Annotated in this window: 11 protein-coding genes; 7 read left to right on the forward strand and 4 right to left on the reverse strand. The window is 67.0% G+C overall.

The features are described 5' to 3' along the window. The first annotated feature begins 16 nt into the window (after positions 1-16). Positions 17-3,541, forward strand: a complete 3,525-nt coding sequence (gene mfd, locus RE429_RS11360; RefSeq protein ID WP_414470885.1) for a transcription-repair coupling factor — start codon at positions 17-19, stop codon at positions 3,539-3,541. 42 nt (positions 3,542-3,583) lie between these two features. Beyond that, on the forward strand, positions 3,584-4,462 hold the full coding sequence (locus RE429_RS11365; protein WP_414470886.1) for a serine hydrolase domain-containing protein: 879 nt from the start codon (positions 3,584-3,586) through the stop codon (positions 4,460-4,462). A 3-nt stretch (positions 4,463-4,465) separates the two neighbouring features. On the opposite strand, the gene RE429_RS11370 is transcribed toward RE429_RS11365, so the two are convergent. Next, complete coding sequence (locus RE429_RS11370) at positions 4,466-4,810, reverse strand: hypothetical protein (RefSeq protein WP_414470887.1); 345 nt, start codon at positions 4,808-4,810, stop codon at positions 4,466-4,468. 132 nt (positions 4,811-4,942) lie between these two features. Beyond that, the gene (locus RE429_RS11375; RefSeq protein WP_414470888.1) at positions 4,943-6,754 is read right to left on the reverse strand and encodes an extracellular solute-binding protein; all 1,812 of its coding nucleotides are present in this window, start codon (positions 6,752-6,754) and stop codon (positions 4,943-4,945) included. A gap of 216 nt (positions 6,755-6,970) precedes the next feature. On the opposite strand from RE429_RS11375, the gene RE429_RS11380 reads away from it, so the two are divergent. Beyond that, a complete protein-coding gene (locus RE429_RS11380) occupies positions 6,971-7,738 on the forward strand; it encodes an invasion associated locus B family protein (RefSeq protein WP_414470889.1) in 768 nt (255 codons plus the stop codon). Between the two features lie 68 nt (positions 7,739-7,806). Here RE429_RS11380 and hspQ read toward each other — a convergent pair whose 3' ends face one another. Further along, complete coding sequence (gene hspQ, locus RE429_RS11385) at positions 7,807-8,136, reverse strand: heat shock protein HspQ (RefSeq protein ID WP_414474175.1); 330 nt, start codon at positions 8,134-8,136, stop codon at positions 7,807-7,809. A 369-nt stretch (positions 8,137-8,505) separates the two neighbouring features. Between hspQ and RE429_RS11390 the strand changes: the two genes are divergently transcribed. Further along, positions 8,506-9,477, forward strand: a complete 972-nt coding sequence (locus tag RE429_RS11390) for an AEC family transporter (RefSeq protein WP_414470890.1) — start codon at positions 8,506-8,508, stop codon at positions 9,475-9,477. On the opposite strand, the gene RE429_RS11395 is transcribed toward RE429_RS11390, so the two are convergent. Next, positions 9,474-10,682: a UbiH/UbiF family hydroxylase gene (locus RE429_RS11395; protein ID WP_414470891.1), complete on the reverse strand. Its 1,209-nt coding sequence runs from the start codon at positions 10,680-10,682 to the stop codon at positions 9,474-9,476. The two genes, RE429_RS11390 and RE429_RS11395, sit on opposite strands and share 4 nt — an antisense overlap. Positions 10,683-10,832: 150 nt before the next feature. Here RE429_RS11395 and RE429_RS11400 point away from each other — a divergent pair, with 150 nt between their 5' ends. From RE429_RS11400 to RE429_RS11410, 3 genes are read left to right on the forward strand one after another with little or no spacing between them, the layout of a single operon-like run. After that, positions 10,833-12,380 carry an ABC transporter ATP-binding protein gene (locus tag RE429_RS11400; RefSeq protein ID WP_414470892.1) on the forward strand — a complete coding sequence of 516 codons (1,548 nt, stop codon included), beginning with the start codon at positions 10,833-10,835 and terminating at the stop codon, positions 12,378-12,380. Then, a complete protein-coding gene (locus tag RE429_RS11405) occupies positions 12,370-13,446 on the forward strand; it encodes an ABC transporter permease (RefSeq protein WP_414470893.1) in 1,077 nt (358 codons plus the stop codon). Before RE429_RS11400 ends, RE429_RS11405 begins: the two co-directional genes overlap by 11 nt. Then, positions 13,443-14,360, forward strand: coding sequence for an ABC transporter permease (locus tag RE429_RS11410; RefSeq protein WP_414470894.1), 918 nt, complete (start codon positions 13,443-13,445; stop codon positions 14,358-14,360). Before RE429_RS11405 ends, RE429_RS11410 begins: the two co-directional genes overlap by 4 nt. The last annotated feature ends 34 nt before the right edge of the window (positions 14,361-14,394 follow it).

Here is a 14,394-nt window from a genome sequence, read left to right on the forward strand (position 1 = left end):
CCTGATACGCGCCATCATGAAGTCTGCACTCGCCCGCGCCCTCGACGCCCTGAAGAAGGGCCACGGCCTGACCCTGTCCAGCGTTCCGGACGGCTTCGACGCGCTCGCGGTGGCGGATCTGGCGCGGGGCCTGTCGGGGACCGTGGAGGGACCGGCCGTCCTCGTCCATGTGGCGCGCGACGGGCAGCGGCAGCAGAACTTCGCCAGCAGCCTCGGTTTCATCGCGCCGGAGATCGAGATCCTCCCCTTCCCGGCCTGGGATTGCCAGCCCTACGACCGGGTCTCGCCCAACGCGGCGATCACGGCCCAGCGCATGACGACCCTGGCGCGCCTCGCCCGCTCCAAGACCTCCGAGGACAAGCCGCGCATCCTGTCCACCACGGTGAACGCCCTCGTGCAGCGCGTCCCGCCGAGAGCCCGCATCGCGAAGGAAACCTTCTCGGCGGCGCCCGGCAACGTGGTGGACACGACCCTGCTCGTGAACTGGCTCGAAACCAACGGCTTCATGCGCACCGGCACGGTCCGCGACACGGGCGAATACGCCGTGCGCGGCGGCATCATCGACCTTTATCCGGCGGGCCTTCCGAATCCGGTGCGGCTCGACTTCTTCGGCGATGCGCTGGAATCGATCCGCGCCTTCGATCCGGAAAGCCAGCGCACCGTCGGCACCCTGCGCTCCCTCGACCTCGTGCCCATGAGCGAGGTGCAGCTCACCACGGAGAGCATCAAGCGCTTCCGCCAGGCCTATGTGGCCGCCTTCGGCGCGCCCACCCGCGACGACCGGCTCTACGAGGCGATCAGCGAGGGGCGGCGCTATCCCGGCCTGGAGCACTGGCTTCCGCTGTTCCACGACCATCTCGACACCCTGCTCGATTACGTCCCCGGCATTCCGGTGGTGTTCGACGCCCTGGCCGACGACGCCGCGGGCGAGCGTCTGTCGCAGGTGAAGGATTATTACGACGCGCGGCGCGACACCGTGGGGCAGAACCAGCCCGGCGTCGCGCCCTATCGTCCGCTGCCCCCGGACCAGCTCTATGTCAGGCCCGAGGAATGGTCGGAGCGGACGAACGCGCTCCCGCTCGCCCGCCTGAGCCCCTTCGCCATGCCGGAATCCGGAGCGCCCCGCATCGTCGTGGATTGCGGCGTGCGCCAGGGCCGGAACTTCATCGCCGAGCGGGCGGACGAGAACGCCAACGTGTTCGAGGCCGCGATCCGCCACATCCGCGACCAGCAGGCCCAAGGACGGCGTGTCATTCTCGGCGCATGGTCGGACGGCTCGCGCGAGCGCCTGTGCCACGTGCTGCAGGATCACGACCTGCGGCAGACCAAGCCGATCGGCCGGTTTTCGGAGTCGATGGCCTATCCGCGCAACGAGATCCCGGTCGGCATCTGGCCCCTGGAGCATGGGTTCGAGACGGGCGAACTCACGGTCATCAGCGAGCAGGACATCCTGGGCGACCGCCTCGTGCGCCAGAAGCGCAAGTCCAGGCGTCCGCAGGACTTCCTCACGGAGGTGGCCGCGCTCACGCCCGGCGACCTCGTGGTGCACGTGGATCACGGCATCGGCCGCTTCGAGGGGCTGAAGACCATCGAGGCGGCGGGCGCGCCCCACGATTGCCTGGAGCTGCATTATGCCGGCGGTGACCGGCTGTTCCTGCCGGTGGAGAACATCGAGCTTCTGACCCGCTACGGGTCGGAGGAGACGGAGGTTCAGCTCGACAAGCTCGGCGGCGGGGCCTGGCAGGCCCGCAAGGCCCGCATGAAGCAGCGCATCCGGGAGATGGCCGGGGCGCTCATGAAGATCGCCGCGGCCCGCATCCTGAAGGACGCTCCGCGCATGGTGCCGCCGGAAGGCCTCTACGACGAATTCGCCGCGCGCTTCCCCTACGAGGAGACCGAGGACCAGCTTAACGCCATCGAGGCGGTGCTGGACGACATGGCCTCGGGCCGCCCCATGGACCGCCTCGTCTGCGGCGACGTGGGTTTCGGCAAGACGGAAGTGGCGCTTCGCGCCGCCTTCGTGGCCGCCATGAGCGGCAAGCAGGTGGCGGTCGTCGTGCCCACGACGCTGCTGTCCCGCCAGCACTACAAGACCTTCTGCGACCGTTTCCGCGGGCTGCCGCTCAACATCGCGCAGGCGTCCCGCTTCGTGCCGTCGGGCGAGCTGAAGAAGACCAAGGAAGGGCTGACGGACGGCTCCGTCGACATCGTGGTCGGCACCCATGCGGTTCTGGGCAAGTCCATCAAGTTCAAGGATCTTGGCCTCATCATCATCGACGAGGAGCAGCATTTCGGCGTGACCCACAAGGAGCGCCTGAAGGAGCTGCGCGCCGAGGTGCACGTTTTGACGCTCTCGGCGACGCCGATCCCGCGCACCCTGCAGCTCGCCCTGACGGGCGTGCGCGAACTCTCGCTCATCACCACGCCGCCGGTGGACCGGCTGGCCGTGCGCACCTTCATCACGCCGTTCGATCCGCTTCTCATCCGCGAAGCCCTCCTGCGGGAGCGCTACAGGGGCGGGCAGGCCTTCTACGTGGTGCCGCGCCTCGACGACCTCGGAGAGGTGAAGACATTCCTCGACCGGGAGGTCCCGGAGGCGAAGGTCGCCGTGGCCCATGGCCAGATGGCGGCCGGTCAGCTCGAAGACGTCATGACGGCCTTCTACGAGGGCCAGTACGACATCCTTCTCTCCACCACCATCGTGGAATCGGGCCTCGACATTCCCACCGCCAACACGCTGATCGTGCATCGCGCCGACATGTTCGGCCTGTCGCAGCTCTACCAGCTGCGCGGACGCGTGGGCCGCTCGAAGACCCGCGCCTACGCCCTGTTCTCGGTGCCCGCCAACAAGCCCCTGACCACGCAGGCCGAGCGGCGCCTCAAGGTGCTCCAGACCCTCGATACCCTGGGCGCGGGCTTCCAGCTCGCATCGCACGATCTCGACATTCGCGGCGCGGGCAACCTGCTCGGCGAGGAGCAGTCCGGCCACATCAAGGAAGTCGGCTACGAGCTCTATCAGCAGATGCTGGAGGAGGCGGTCGCGCAACTGAAGGCGGGCATCGAGGAGCCCGCGGAGGATCAATGGTCGCCCATCATCGCGGTCGGCGCGCCGGTGATGATCCCGGAGAGCTACATCGCCGACCTGCAGTTGCGACTCGGGCTCTATCGCCGGCTCTCGACCTTCGAGGCCGCCTCCGAGATCGATGGATTCAGGGCCGAACTCGTCGACCGCTTCGGCCCGGTTCCGTCCGAAGTGGACCAGCTTCTCAAGATCATGGCGATCAAGGTGCTCTGCCGTCGCGCCAATGTGGAGAAGGTGGACGGCGGGCCGAAGGGCATCATCATCTCCTTCCGGGACAATTCCTTCGCCAACCCGGCGGGCCTCATCTCCTACGTGACCGAGCAGGCCTCCTTCGCGAAAGTCCGTCCGGACATGAAGATCGTGTTCGTGCGCGATGTCGAGACGCCGGACGAACGCATCAAAGTGTCCACGCACATCCTGCGCGATCTGGTGCGGATCGCCGAGAAGAAGGCGGCCTGATCCCATGATCGAAGCCTGATTTCATGATCGAGTCTTGATTCCATGATCGAATCTTGGGCCGTGATCGAGGACGGCTTCGTGGCGGACAGCCGGGACGCCGACCGGCTCGTCCCCTGGTGGAGCTTCACGAAGACGATCCTGGCCGCCGCGACCCTCGTACTCGTGCGCGACGGGCTCGCGAGCCTCGACGAGCCGATGTCCGGCAGGCCCTATACGCTACGCCACCTGCTGCAGCACCGGTCGGGGCTTGCCGAATACGGCCGGCTTTTGGCCTATCAGGAGGCGGTCGCGCGGGGCGACGAACCCTGGCCCGTGCCGGAACTCCTCGCCCGCGCCGATGCGGACAGGCTCCGCTACGATCCGGGCGAGGGCTGGGACTATTCCAATATCGGCTATCTTCTCGTGCGGCAGGCGATCGAGACGGTGACCGGAGAAAGCGCCGGACAGGCGTTGCAGCGTCTCGTCCTGCATCCGCTCGGCATCGGAAGCGCCCGTTTGGCGACGTGGCCCGAGGACCTCGCCGGCGTGAGCATGGGACACGCGTCGGGCTATCACCCGGCCTGGGTCTATCACGGATTGATGGTCGGAACCGTCCCGGACGCCGCGATGCTGCTCCATCGCCTCATGAGCGGCATGCTTCTCCCGCCCGGGTGGGTGCGGGCCATGCTGGAGCCCCATGAACTGCCCGGCCCGGTCGACGGCCGCCCGTGGCGGCGGCCCGCCTACGGCCTTGGAGTGATGACGGGCGAAACGACGCGAGGCCTGAAGGTGGCCGGCCATACGGGCGGTGGGCCCGGCAGCACGATCGCCGTCTACTGGGCGCTCGACAGGCGCGATGCGCCTCGCGTGGCCGCGAGCTTCGCGACCACCGACGATCAGGCCATGACGGAAGAAATGGCCTTCGGCCTTCTGGAAAAATAGGCGTCAGAGCTCCGCTGCCGCCACGACCTGGGCACTCAACTCGTTCTGAAGCATCGTGGCCGCGCCGCTCGCCTCGCCCGTGATGATCACGGGGGTATGGCTTGCCGCCAAAGTCTTGCGCAGGCGCGTCGCCAGTTCGAGGAACCGCTTCCGCTCCGTCCAGTTGGCATGTCGCGGCATCTGCAGCACGACCGCTGCGGGGCTCGGGATCAAGGCAAGAACGTCGTCAGCGGCCTCGAACGGCGTCGTGACGCTGGCATAACCCATGCCCGCGAGTTCGGCCGAAAGAGCGCTGTCAGGAGCGCGCTCGCCGTTGTCCACGACGAGAACCTTCTGCATTCCGTTCATTGCAACACCCTCGCGTCAAAGCGCGTTCATCGAGTCAGGAGATCCTTCCCTCAACGAACAAAGCAGGAGGTTAGTTGCATCCGCGACCTGAACGGAACCTCAACAGGAAGGGTAACCCGTACAGCCAAAGGGTTAGCGGGGCGGCCTCCACCAGGTGTCGATAGAGGGTCCGAAAAGCGGGGTCCTGTCGGGTTTTTGCAGGTCTCCGTCATAGGCAACCCATTGATCGCCCACGTAGAACAGCGGGATCACGTAGAAGCCCGAGAGCAGGACCCGGTCGAGAGCCCGGACCGAGGAGACGAACTCCTCCCTCGTTTTCGCCTCCAGAAGAGCATCGACCATCCGGTCGACGGCCGGGGAGGCGACGCCCGCGAAATTGAGGGAACCGCTCCTGTCGGCCGCGTCCGAACTCCAGCGGTTGCGCTGCTCGTTCCCGGGCGAGGCCGAAGCCGGCCAGACCCATTGCACCATGTCGAAATCGAATTGCGACAGGCGGCGCCAGTACTGGACGTTATCGACGAGGCGGACGCGCGCGCTGATCCCGATCCGCTCGAGCGACTGGGCGAAGTTGAGGGCGAGGCGCTCCTGCTGGCTGGAGCTGACCAGCATCTCGAACGTGAAAGGCTCTCCCGTTCGCTCGTTGCGCAGAACGTCGTCCCTGATGGCCCAGCCGGCCTCCGAGAGCAGCGACAGGGCGCGCCGGGCCATCGCCCGGTCGCGGCCCGACCCGTCCGGCGACGGCGGCCTCCATCGCCCTTCCAGAAAGTCGTCCCGCACGGCGCCCGGGAAGGCCGCCAGGAGGCTGCGCTCGCGCTCATCGGCCGGCTGCCCGGTCGAGGAGAGCTCTGACCCCGAGAAGTAGCTGTCGGCGCGGGTGAGCAATCCGTAATACAGGTTGCGGTTGAGCCAGTCGAAATCGAACAAGTAGCCCAGGGCCTCCCGCACCCGGGGATCGCCGAAGATCGGACGCCGGGTGTTGAAGACGAGACCGTTCATGCCCTTCGGAAGCCGGATCGGCACGGTTTCACGGACGGTCCTGCCGCTCAGGAGGCGCGAGAAGGTGTATCCCGTCGCCCAGCGGGCGGGATCTCCTTCGAGCCGGAAATCGTAGAGGCCCGCGCGGAAAGCCTCGAACATGGTGTTGTCGTCCCGATAGAAATCGTAACGGATCTCGTCGAAATTGTAGAGGCCGCGCAGGATGGGCAGATCCGCGGCCCAGAAGTCCTTGCGCCGCTTCAGGACGATCCGTTCGCCGGGCCGGACCTCGGTGATGGCGTAGGGTCCCGATCCGACCGGCGGAGCGAGGGTGGTTCTGTCGAACCGGTCCGGATCGGTCGCATGGGCCGGGAAGATCGGCATCGTGGCGATGATGAGCGGCAGTTCCCGATCGTTGGAACCCGACAGGTCGAAGGTGATTCTGTGCGGGGTCTCGGCCGTCACGGATCTCACCTGGCCGAAACTCGAGCGGTGGAAGGGCTTTCCATATGTCTTCAGGAGCTCGAAGGTGAAGCGCACGTCCTCCGAGGTGAGCGGGTGTCCGTCCGAGAAGCGGGCGCGGGGGTCCAGGTTGAAGGTCACCGAGCTGCGGTCGTCCGGCATCTCCGCCGAGCGGGCGATCAGGCCGTAGACGGTGAAAGGCTCGTCCCGGGAGCGCATCATCAGGCTCTGCAGCACGTAGTCGGGCACGGCGGGCGGAGCGACCCCGAGAACGATCAGCGGGTTGAGGCTGTCGAAGGTCCCCTGGATCGCCAGGGTGATTCGTCCTCCCTTCGGGGCGTCGGGATTCGCATAGGGCAGGTGGGAAAAGTCCGCCGGCAGGACGGGATCGCCATGCATGGCGATCCCATGCCGCGGGGCGTCCGCTTCGGCGGCAGCCACGGGGCCTGCGCCCGCCAGGAAGAGGCAGGCGATCAGGCCAAGAATCCTTGTGAGGCTGCGGCTCATGGGTCTCCTGCTCTGCGGCGGCGATTTCGGGGCAATATTGTACAGAAAGTTAATCGGGGTGACTGGAAACCTAGCCCACGAAAGGTTAAAGGAGCCCCACAGGTCATGTCTTCGCCGCATTCGGCAAAGATTCACCGTCCCATTGCAGGTTTAAGAAAGCCGGATACCAACGGCCCATTCAAGAGCCGACCTTTCGACTGAAGAGGATCTAACGACATGTCATTCGCGACACGCATCGCGAGCTTGGGGGGTTCCTGTGGCCTGGCGATCGCCGCGGCCCTTCTCGCCAGCGCGCCCGTTTCCGCTCAGGCCCCGAAGCCCGCCGCTCAGCCGGCGAAGCCCGCCGCTCCTGCGCCTGCTCAGGCCCAGCAGCAGGCCGGCGGCCCCACGGTCGTGCAGGTGAAGGCCGAGCCGTCCCAGCCGGAATGGACCAAGGTCTGCGGCAAGGACCAGAACACCAATACCGAGATCTGCTACACGACCCGCGACTTCGTGTCGGATCAGGGCCAGCCGGTTCTCGCCCTCGCGGTCTACGACGTGAAGGGCCCGCAGCCCCAGAAGGTCGTCCGCTTCGTGATGCCGCTCGGCCTGCTGCTGCAGCCGGGCCTGCGCTTCGCCGTCGATCAGGGCCAGGCGACCCCTGGGCGCTACGTGATGTGCCTGCCCAACGGCTGCTTCGCCGAGGCCCAGGTGAAGGACGACTTCATCGCCTCGCTCAAGAAGGGCGCGAATCTGAACGTCAGCGTTCAGAACCAGGTGGGCCGCGAGATCACCTTCGCGGTTCCGGCCGCCGGCTTCGGGAAGGCCTTCGATGGTCCTCCGATCGACCCGAAGGTGCTCGAGGAGCAGCAGAAGAAGCTCCAGGAAGAGCTTCAGAAGAAGAGCGAAGAGATGCGCCAGAAGATGCTCCAGAGCAACGGCGCTGCGGCCCCTGGCGCTCCCACCGCTCCCGCCGCTCCCCTGACTCCGGCTCCCAAGCCGTAATCCGGATCGTCACGAAAAAGAAACGCCGGGCCCGTGGCCCGGCGTTTTCGTTTGTGCGGCGGCCGGGATCAGTGTGCGAGGCTCGGCTTGGCCCTGTATCCGCCGTTGGGCTGGCGCACGAACATTTCCTCGATCATCGGGTTGCGCAGGGGCTCGTCCGAGGGGTCCGGCATCAAATTCTGTTCGGAAACGTATGCGATGTACTCGGTTTCCGCGTTCTCGGCGAAGAGATGGTAGAACGGCTGATCCTTGCGGGGACGCACGTCCTCGGGGATGGACAGCCACCATTCCTCGGTATTGTCGAATTCAGGATCCACATCGAAGATGAGGCCTCGGAAATCGAACAGGCGATGCCTGACCACCTGGCCGATCGCGAATTTCGCCGAACTCGCTTTCATAGGCATGGTCGTAACTCCTTAGCCTTGCATATAGACAGGCCCACCGGAATCTCCAAATCGGCCGCCTTCACAATTCGGAGAACCCCGTCAATAGCTTACCAGTATTGGCGGGCGCGGATCGGCGCATTGTCAGTGAAAAAGCCGGCAAGCCCTGCGATTTCGGTCTAGCTGCCTTCCGAAGGTGGGATTGCTGCCGGGGCCGAACCTTGCCAGAAGAATGACCTCCTATTTCTCGCCGCTTGGCGCATCGCGCGGCCCGACGGGCCGCGTCCCGCGATGCGCTCTCTCGAAGGGAGCATCGGATTCCATCCCGGAAGTGAAAATCCGCTTTGGGATCCGATGCTCCAAGCCTCGCATCAGGAGCCTGCGATGTCCGACCTGATCGGGCTTTTCAACCTGCTCGCCCCCTTCTTCGGCCTGATCGGCCTCGGGTTCTTCTGCGGCAAGACCGTCAGGCAGCCGGAGGCGGGCCTCGCGTGGATGCAGTTCTTCCTGATCTACGTGGCCCTGCCGTGCCTGTTCTTCCGGCTCATCGCCGACAAGCCGCTGGATCAGCTCGCCAACTGGGCCTTCGTGGCGGGCACCACCTTCTCGACGGCCTGCGCCTTCCTCCTGTCCTTCGCGGCGGGGTGGCGGCACACGAAGGACCTGCCGCAATCGGTCATGCAGGGCGTCGCCGGCTCCTATTCCAATATCGGCTATATGGGGCCGCCCCTGATCCTGGCGGCCATCGGACCGGCCGCGAGCGCGCCGGTCGTCCTCATCTTCGTGTTCGACAACCTGTTCCTGTTCTCGATCGTCCCGCTGCTCATGTCGGTCGCCGGGCTGGAGCGGCTCAGCCTGCCGGCCACGATCCGCCGCATCGTCCGGCGCGTCGTGACCCATCCCTTCAACGTGGCCACGGCTCTCGGCGTCGCGGTGAGCTTTCTCCACCTTGAGATCCCGGGACCCGTCAATCAGATGGTGACGTGGCTGTCGGGCTCCGCCGCGCCCTGCGCCCTGTTCCTGCTCGGCGTGACCGTGGCCCTGCGTCCGGCGCGGCGCATCCCGGGAGAGGTGCCGGCCCTCGTCGTCATCAAGCTGATCCTTCATCCCCTGCTGGTCTGGATCGTGCTCTCGGCCATCGGCGATTTCGGGCAGACCTGGACCTACGCGGCCATGGTCATGGCGGCCCTGCCGCCCGCCCTGAACATCTTCGTGATCTCGACCCAGTACAATGTCGGCGTGGAGCGGGCCTCCGCCTGCGTTCTCATCGGCACCCTGGTGTCGATCGTGACGCTGACGGCGGTGCTCTATCTCACGACCAACACCGGCACCTTGCCCTACGACCTGTTCCCTTAAGGGGCCGAGGCGTTCTGCATGAGGCGGGGGGCTCCCATATGGGGCAGCACGCCCTCGCGCATGACGGCGCGGCGCAGGGGGCCGAGCCTGCCGAGCGCCAGGAGGCCGGCGCCCCTCAGGAGGTCGGCCGGCAGAAAGCCGGTGAGCAGGGTCCTGTTGAGCCCGTCCACGGCGGCCGTCCGCAGGCGCACGTCTAGGTCGCGGCTGCGCTGATACTGCTTCAGCGTATCGGGCGCTCCGGGCTCGCGCCCGTCGTCGAAGGCGTCCACGACCGCGTCCCTCAAGGAAGCCACGTCGCGGAAGCCGAGATTGAGGCCCTGGGCCCCGATGGGCGGGAAGACGTGGGCGGCTTCGCCCACGAGGGCGAGACGAGGAGCGCCGAACCGGTCGACGGACAGGCCGGTCATCGGAACGACCCCGCGCGGCCCGTCGATGCGCATCGCCCCGAGAAGGGATTGGGCCTGGCGTTCGATGGCCCGGGCCAGCGCCCCGTCGTCGAGCTTGGCGAGTTGTTCGGCCTGTTTGGGGCTCATCACCCAGACGAGGCTCGAGCGCCTGCCGGGGAGGGGGACGAGGGTGAAGGGGCCGTTGCGCGTGTGAAACTCGGTCGAGCTTTCCCGGTGCTCCCGCTCATGGGCCAGGATCGCGGTGAGGGCCGTCTGAGGATAGGACCAGGTCCGTGCCTCGATGCCGGCGATCTGGCGCAGCCGGGAATTGCGCCCGTCGGCCGCCACGACGAGATTGGCCTCGATCTCGGAGCCGTCGGCCAGGGCGACCACGGCCCGCTCGCCCTCGGCCCGGAAGCCGGCGGCGTGCTGGGGCAGGATCGTCAGGTGCTCGCAGGACCGGGCGGCTTCGGCCAGCCGCTCCACGAGGGTCGCGTTCTCGATGTTCCAGCCGAAGGCGTCGAGATCAATTTCCCGCGAGGAGAATGAGACCGGCGGCGGGCGGAACAGGCTGCCCGTATCGTCGATGATCCGCATCGTTTCGAGCGGAGCCGCCTCGGGGGCGAGGTCGGGCCAGACGCCGAGAGCCTGCAGAAAACGGACCGAACCGTTGAGGAGGGCGACCGTCCGCCCGTCCCGCCGGGCATCGAGGCTGCCGATCATGACCGTCTCGAAGCCGTCGCGGGCGAAGGCCAGGGCCGCGCTCAGGCCGACCGCTCCCGCCCCGACGATGGCAATGCTATAGCTTTTCGGTGTCAAGAACTTTCCCCGTCATCTGTCGCCGGACGGCTTGCCGACTCACAATAATCCATGGATTCGCCATTGCCGACCGAGGCGGCGCATCCCTATGATCGTTATTCATGGTTCTTGTCGAACCGGCTTCCACATCTTCAGTTCAGAGTCGCTTGCGTGAAGGCAGACGTATCATCATCTGGGCCGCCCCTTGTCGAGCTAAAAGGGATCAGCAAGCGTTACGGCGACCTGCTCGCCAACGACGGCATCGACCTGTCCATCGAACCGGGGGAGATCCATGCCCTGCTCGGCGAGAACGGCGCCGGCAAGTCGACCCTGGTCAAGATCCTCTACGGCGTCATCGAGCCCAGCGCGGGTGAGATCCGGTGGGAAGGGCGGCCGGTCACCATCGGCTCCCCGGTCGAGGCGCGCGCGCTCGGCCTCGGCATGGTGTTCCAGCATTTCTCGCTGTTCGACGAGATGACCGTCGCCGAGAACATCGCCGTCGCCCTCTCCGGCGAGTGGAGCCTCGCCACCGTGCGCGGCAAGCTCGGCGAAATCAGCCGGACCTACGGGCTCGCGCTCGACGCCGACCGCGCCGTCTGGACCCTGTCCGCCGGCGAGCGGCAGCGCATCGAGATCGTCCGCTGCCTGCTGCAGAACCCGCGCCTGCTGATCCTCGACGAGCCGACCTCCGTCCTGACCCCGCAGGAGGCCGAGCATCTGTTCGCGACTCTGGACAAGCTCTCGGCCGAGGGCTGCTCGATCCTGTACATCTCCCACAAGCTCGAGGAGGTGCGCCGCCTCTGCCGCCGCGCCACCATCCTGAGGGCCGGGCGCGTGGTGGCGACCATCGATCCGCGGGCGTGCACCGCGCGGGAGATCGCGGCCCTGATGGTCGGCAACGAGGTCGGCGAAATCCGCACCGACGCGCCGCACGTGCCGCAGGGAGAGATCCTGCGCGTCGACCACCTCGACATGCCGCCCGCGGGGCTTCACGGGCAGGCCCTGAGGGACATCGATCTCGTGGCGCGCGCCGGCGAGGTGGTGGGCATCGCGGGCGTCGCCGGAAACGGGCAGAGCGAGCTGTTCGCGGCGCTGTCCGGTGAAAGGCTGGCCGACCGGGCAGGCGCGATCGTCATCGCAGGCCGGCCCTGCGGCACCCACGGCATCGACGCCCGCCGCCGTCTGGCCGCCGCCTTCGTTCCGGAGGAGCGCCTGGGCCATGCGGCGGCTCCGACTCACCGGCTGAGCGAGAACACCCTGATCTCACACGCGGCGACCGAGGTGAGCCGGTCCGGTTTCATCCTGCTGAACGCCGCGAAGCGGCTCGCCCGCACGATCATCAAGACCTTCGACGTGAGAACGCCGGAAGGCGATCCCCAGGCGCGCAAGCTCTCCGGCGGCAACCTGCAGAAATTCGTGATCGGGCGCGAGATCATCCGCAAGCCGAAGCTGCTGATCGTCGATCAGCCGACCTGGGGCGTGGACGCGGGCGCGGCGCGCCTGATCCGCCAGGCGCTCGTCGATCTCGCCCGCGAGGGAAGCGCCGTCGTGGTGGTGAGCCAGGACCTGGACGAGCTGTTCGAAGTGGCCGATCAGATGGCCGTGATCCACCAGGGGCAACTGAGCCCGCTGAAACCCATCGGCGCATGGACCAAGGAGGCGGTCGGCCTTGAAATGCTAGGCGTGGCTCATACTCCAGGGGGCGCTCATGCGGTTTGAGCTGACGCCCCGCACGACGGTCTCACCCGTGGCGCGCGCCGTCGCGCCGGTCGCGGCCTTCATCGTGTCGTTCCTCATCGCGGGCTTCGTGATCTGGCTCATGGGCCGGTCGCCCATCGCAGCCTTCAACGTCTATGTGCTTCAGCCCCTGAGCGATCCCTGGTCGCTCCAGGAACTGCTCGTGAAGGCGACGCCGCTCGCCCTCATCGCGATCGGCCTGTCCTATTGCTTTCGCGCCAATCTCTGGAACATCGGCGCCGAGGGGCAGTACGTCATGGGCGCGGTCCTGGGGAGCTGGCTCGCGCTGAAGACCCACGGAACGGACGCCGGATTCTGGGTGCTGCCGCTCATGCTGATCCTCGGCATGATCGGCGGCGCGCTCTACGGCCTCATCCCGGCCGTCCTGAAGACCCGCTTCGGCGTCAACGAGATCCTGACGAGCCTCATGCTCGTCTATGTGGCGCAGCTCACGCTCGACTATCTCGTGCGCGGCCCCTGGCGCGACCCGAAGGGCTTCAATTTCCCGCAATCGGTCACCTTCGACCCGTCGGCGACGCTGCCTCCGGTGATGGAGGCGAGCCGCGTGAATTACGGAACGGTCTTCGCCCTCGTCGCGGTCCTGGTGACCGCCGTGGTGCTCGGGCGGACCCTGTTCGGCTATCGCCTCAAGCTCACGGGCGATGCGCCGCGCGCGGCCCGGTTCGCGGGCTTCAGCTCCAAGGCGACGACGCTTGCGGTCTTCGCCATCTCGGGCGGCCTCGCGGGACTCGCGGGCATTTCCGAGGTCTCCGGCCAGATCGGGCAGCTCCAGCCCTCGATCTCCCCCGGCTACGGCTTCACGGCCATCACGGTGGCGTTCCTGGGCCGGCTCAATCCCTTCGGCATCCTGGTCGCGGCGCTGGTTCTCGCGCTCACCTTCATCGGCGGGGAGAGCGCCCAGATCCTTCTCAAACTGCCGCTGGACCTGACCCAGGCGTTCCAGGGCATTCTTCTGCTCTGCGTTCTGGCGGCCGACGCCCTGGTCAGCAACCGCATTCGTCTCGTGACACGGGGAGGGGGCAAGTGACCACATTCGAGGCCATTCTTCTCACCATCGTGACGGCGTCCACGCCGCTTCTCATCGCGGCGCTCGGCGAGCTGGTGTCAGAGCGCGCGGGCGTTCTGAATCTCGGCGTCGAAGGCATGATGATCATGGGGGCCGCGTGCTCCTTCGCGGCCGCCGTGACCTTCGACTCGACGGTCGTCGGCGTGCTCGCCGGGATTCTGGCGGGCGTCGCGATGGCGGCGCTCTTCGCGCTGGCCGTGCTGGGATTTGCCGCGAACCAGGTCGGCTCGGGGCTCGCGCTCACCATTTTCGGCATCGGTCTGTCGGGGCTCATCGGCGCGCCTTTCGTGGGCGCGCGCCGCGATCCCATCGCGCCCCTCGACATCCCGGTCCTCAGCGACCTGCCGGTGATCGGCCGCCTCTTTTTTGAGCAGGATCTCTTCGTCTACGGATCCATCGCGCTCACGGTTCTGATCGCCCTCTATCTCGGCAGGACCCGGTCCGGCCTGACCCTCCGGTCCATCGGGGAGAACCACGGATCGGCCCATGGGCTGGGACTTCCGGTCCTGCGCGTGCGCTTCCTGGCCATTCTCTTCGGGGGTGCGTGCGCCGGTCTCGCCGGAGCCTATCTGTCCCTCGTCTACACGCGGTTCTGGGCTCCCGGCATGACGTCCGGACGCGGCTGGATCGCCCTCGCGCTCGTCGTGTTCGCGGCCTGGCGCCCGGCCTGGGTGCTGGTCGGAGCCTATATCTTCGGCACGGCCACCGTGCTCCAGCTCCATGCCCAGGCGGCCCAGTTCGGCGTGCCGTCGCAGGCCCTGTCGGCGGTGCCGTATCTCGCCACGATCCTGGCGCTGCTGCTTCTGTCCCTGCGGCGCGGACGGGCGATCGGCGCGCCGGGATCCCTGGGCGTTCCTTTCGTGCCTGACCGGTGATCAAACTGGTGTTATTCTAGCCACGAGAAGTGTT

This window comes from Microvirga sp. M2 (genome assembly GCF_047497095.1).
GTDB lineage: Bacteria > Pseudomonadota > Alphaproteobacteria > Rhizobiales > Beijerinckiaceae > Microvirga.

Coding starts and splice junctions, on each gene's coding strand:
- RE429_RS11370 (WP_414470887.1), bottom strand. CDS start 4,810: ATGAACGGAATGCAGAAGGTTCTCGTCGTGGACAACGGCGAGCGCGCT.
- RE429_RS11365 (WP_414470886.1), top strand. CDS start 3,584: ATGATCGAATCTTGGGCCGTGATCGAGGACGGCTTCGTGGCGGACAGC.
- RE429_RS11405 (WP_414470893.1), top strand. CDS start 12,370: ATGCGGTTTGAGCTGACGCCCCGCACGACGGTCTCACCCGTGGCGCGC.
- hspQ (WP_414474175.1), bottom strand. CDS start 8,136: ATGAAAGCGAGTTCGGCGAAATTCGCGATCGGCCAGGTGGTCAGGCAT.
- RE429_RS11390 (WP_414470890.1), top strand. CDS start 8,506: ATGTCCGACCTGATCGGGCTTTTCAACCTGCTCGCCCCCTTCTTCGGC.
- RE429_RS11375 (WP_414470888.1), bottom strand. CDS start 6,754: ATGAGCCGCAGCCTCACAAGGATTCTTGGCCTGATCGCCTGCCTCTTC.
- RE429_RS11380 (WP_414470889.1), top strand. CDS start 6,971: ATGTCATTCGCGACACGCATCGCGAGCTTGGGGGGTTCCTGTGGCCTG.
- mfd (WP_414470885.1), top strand. CDS start 17: ATGAAGTCTGCACTCGCCCGCGCCCTCGACGCCCTGAAGAAGGGCCAC.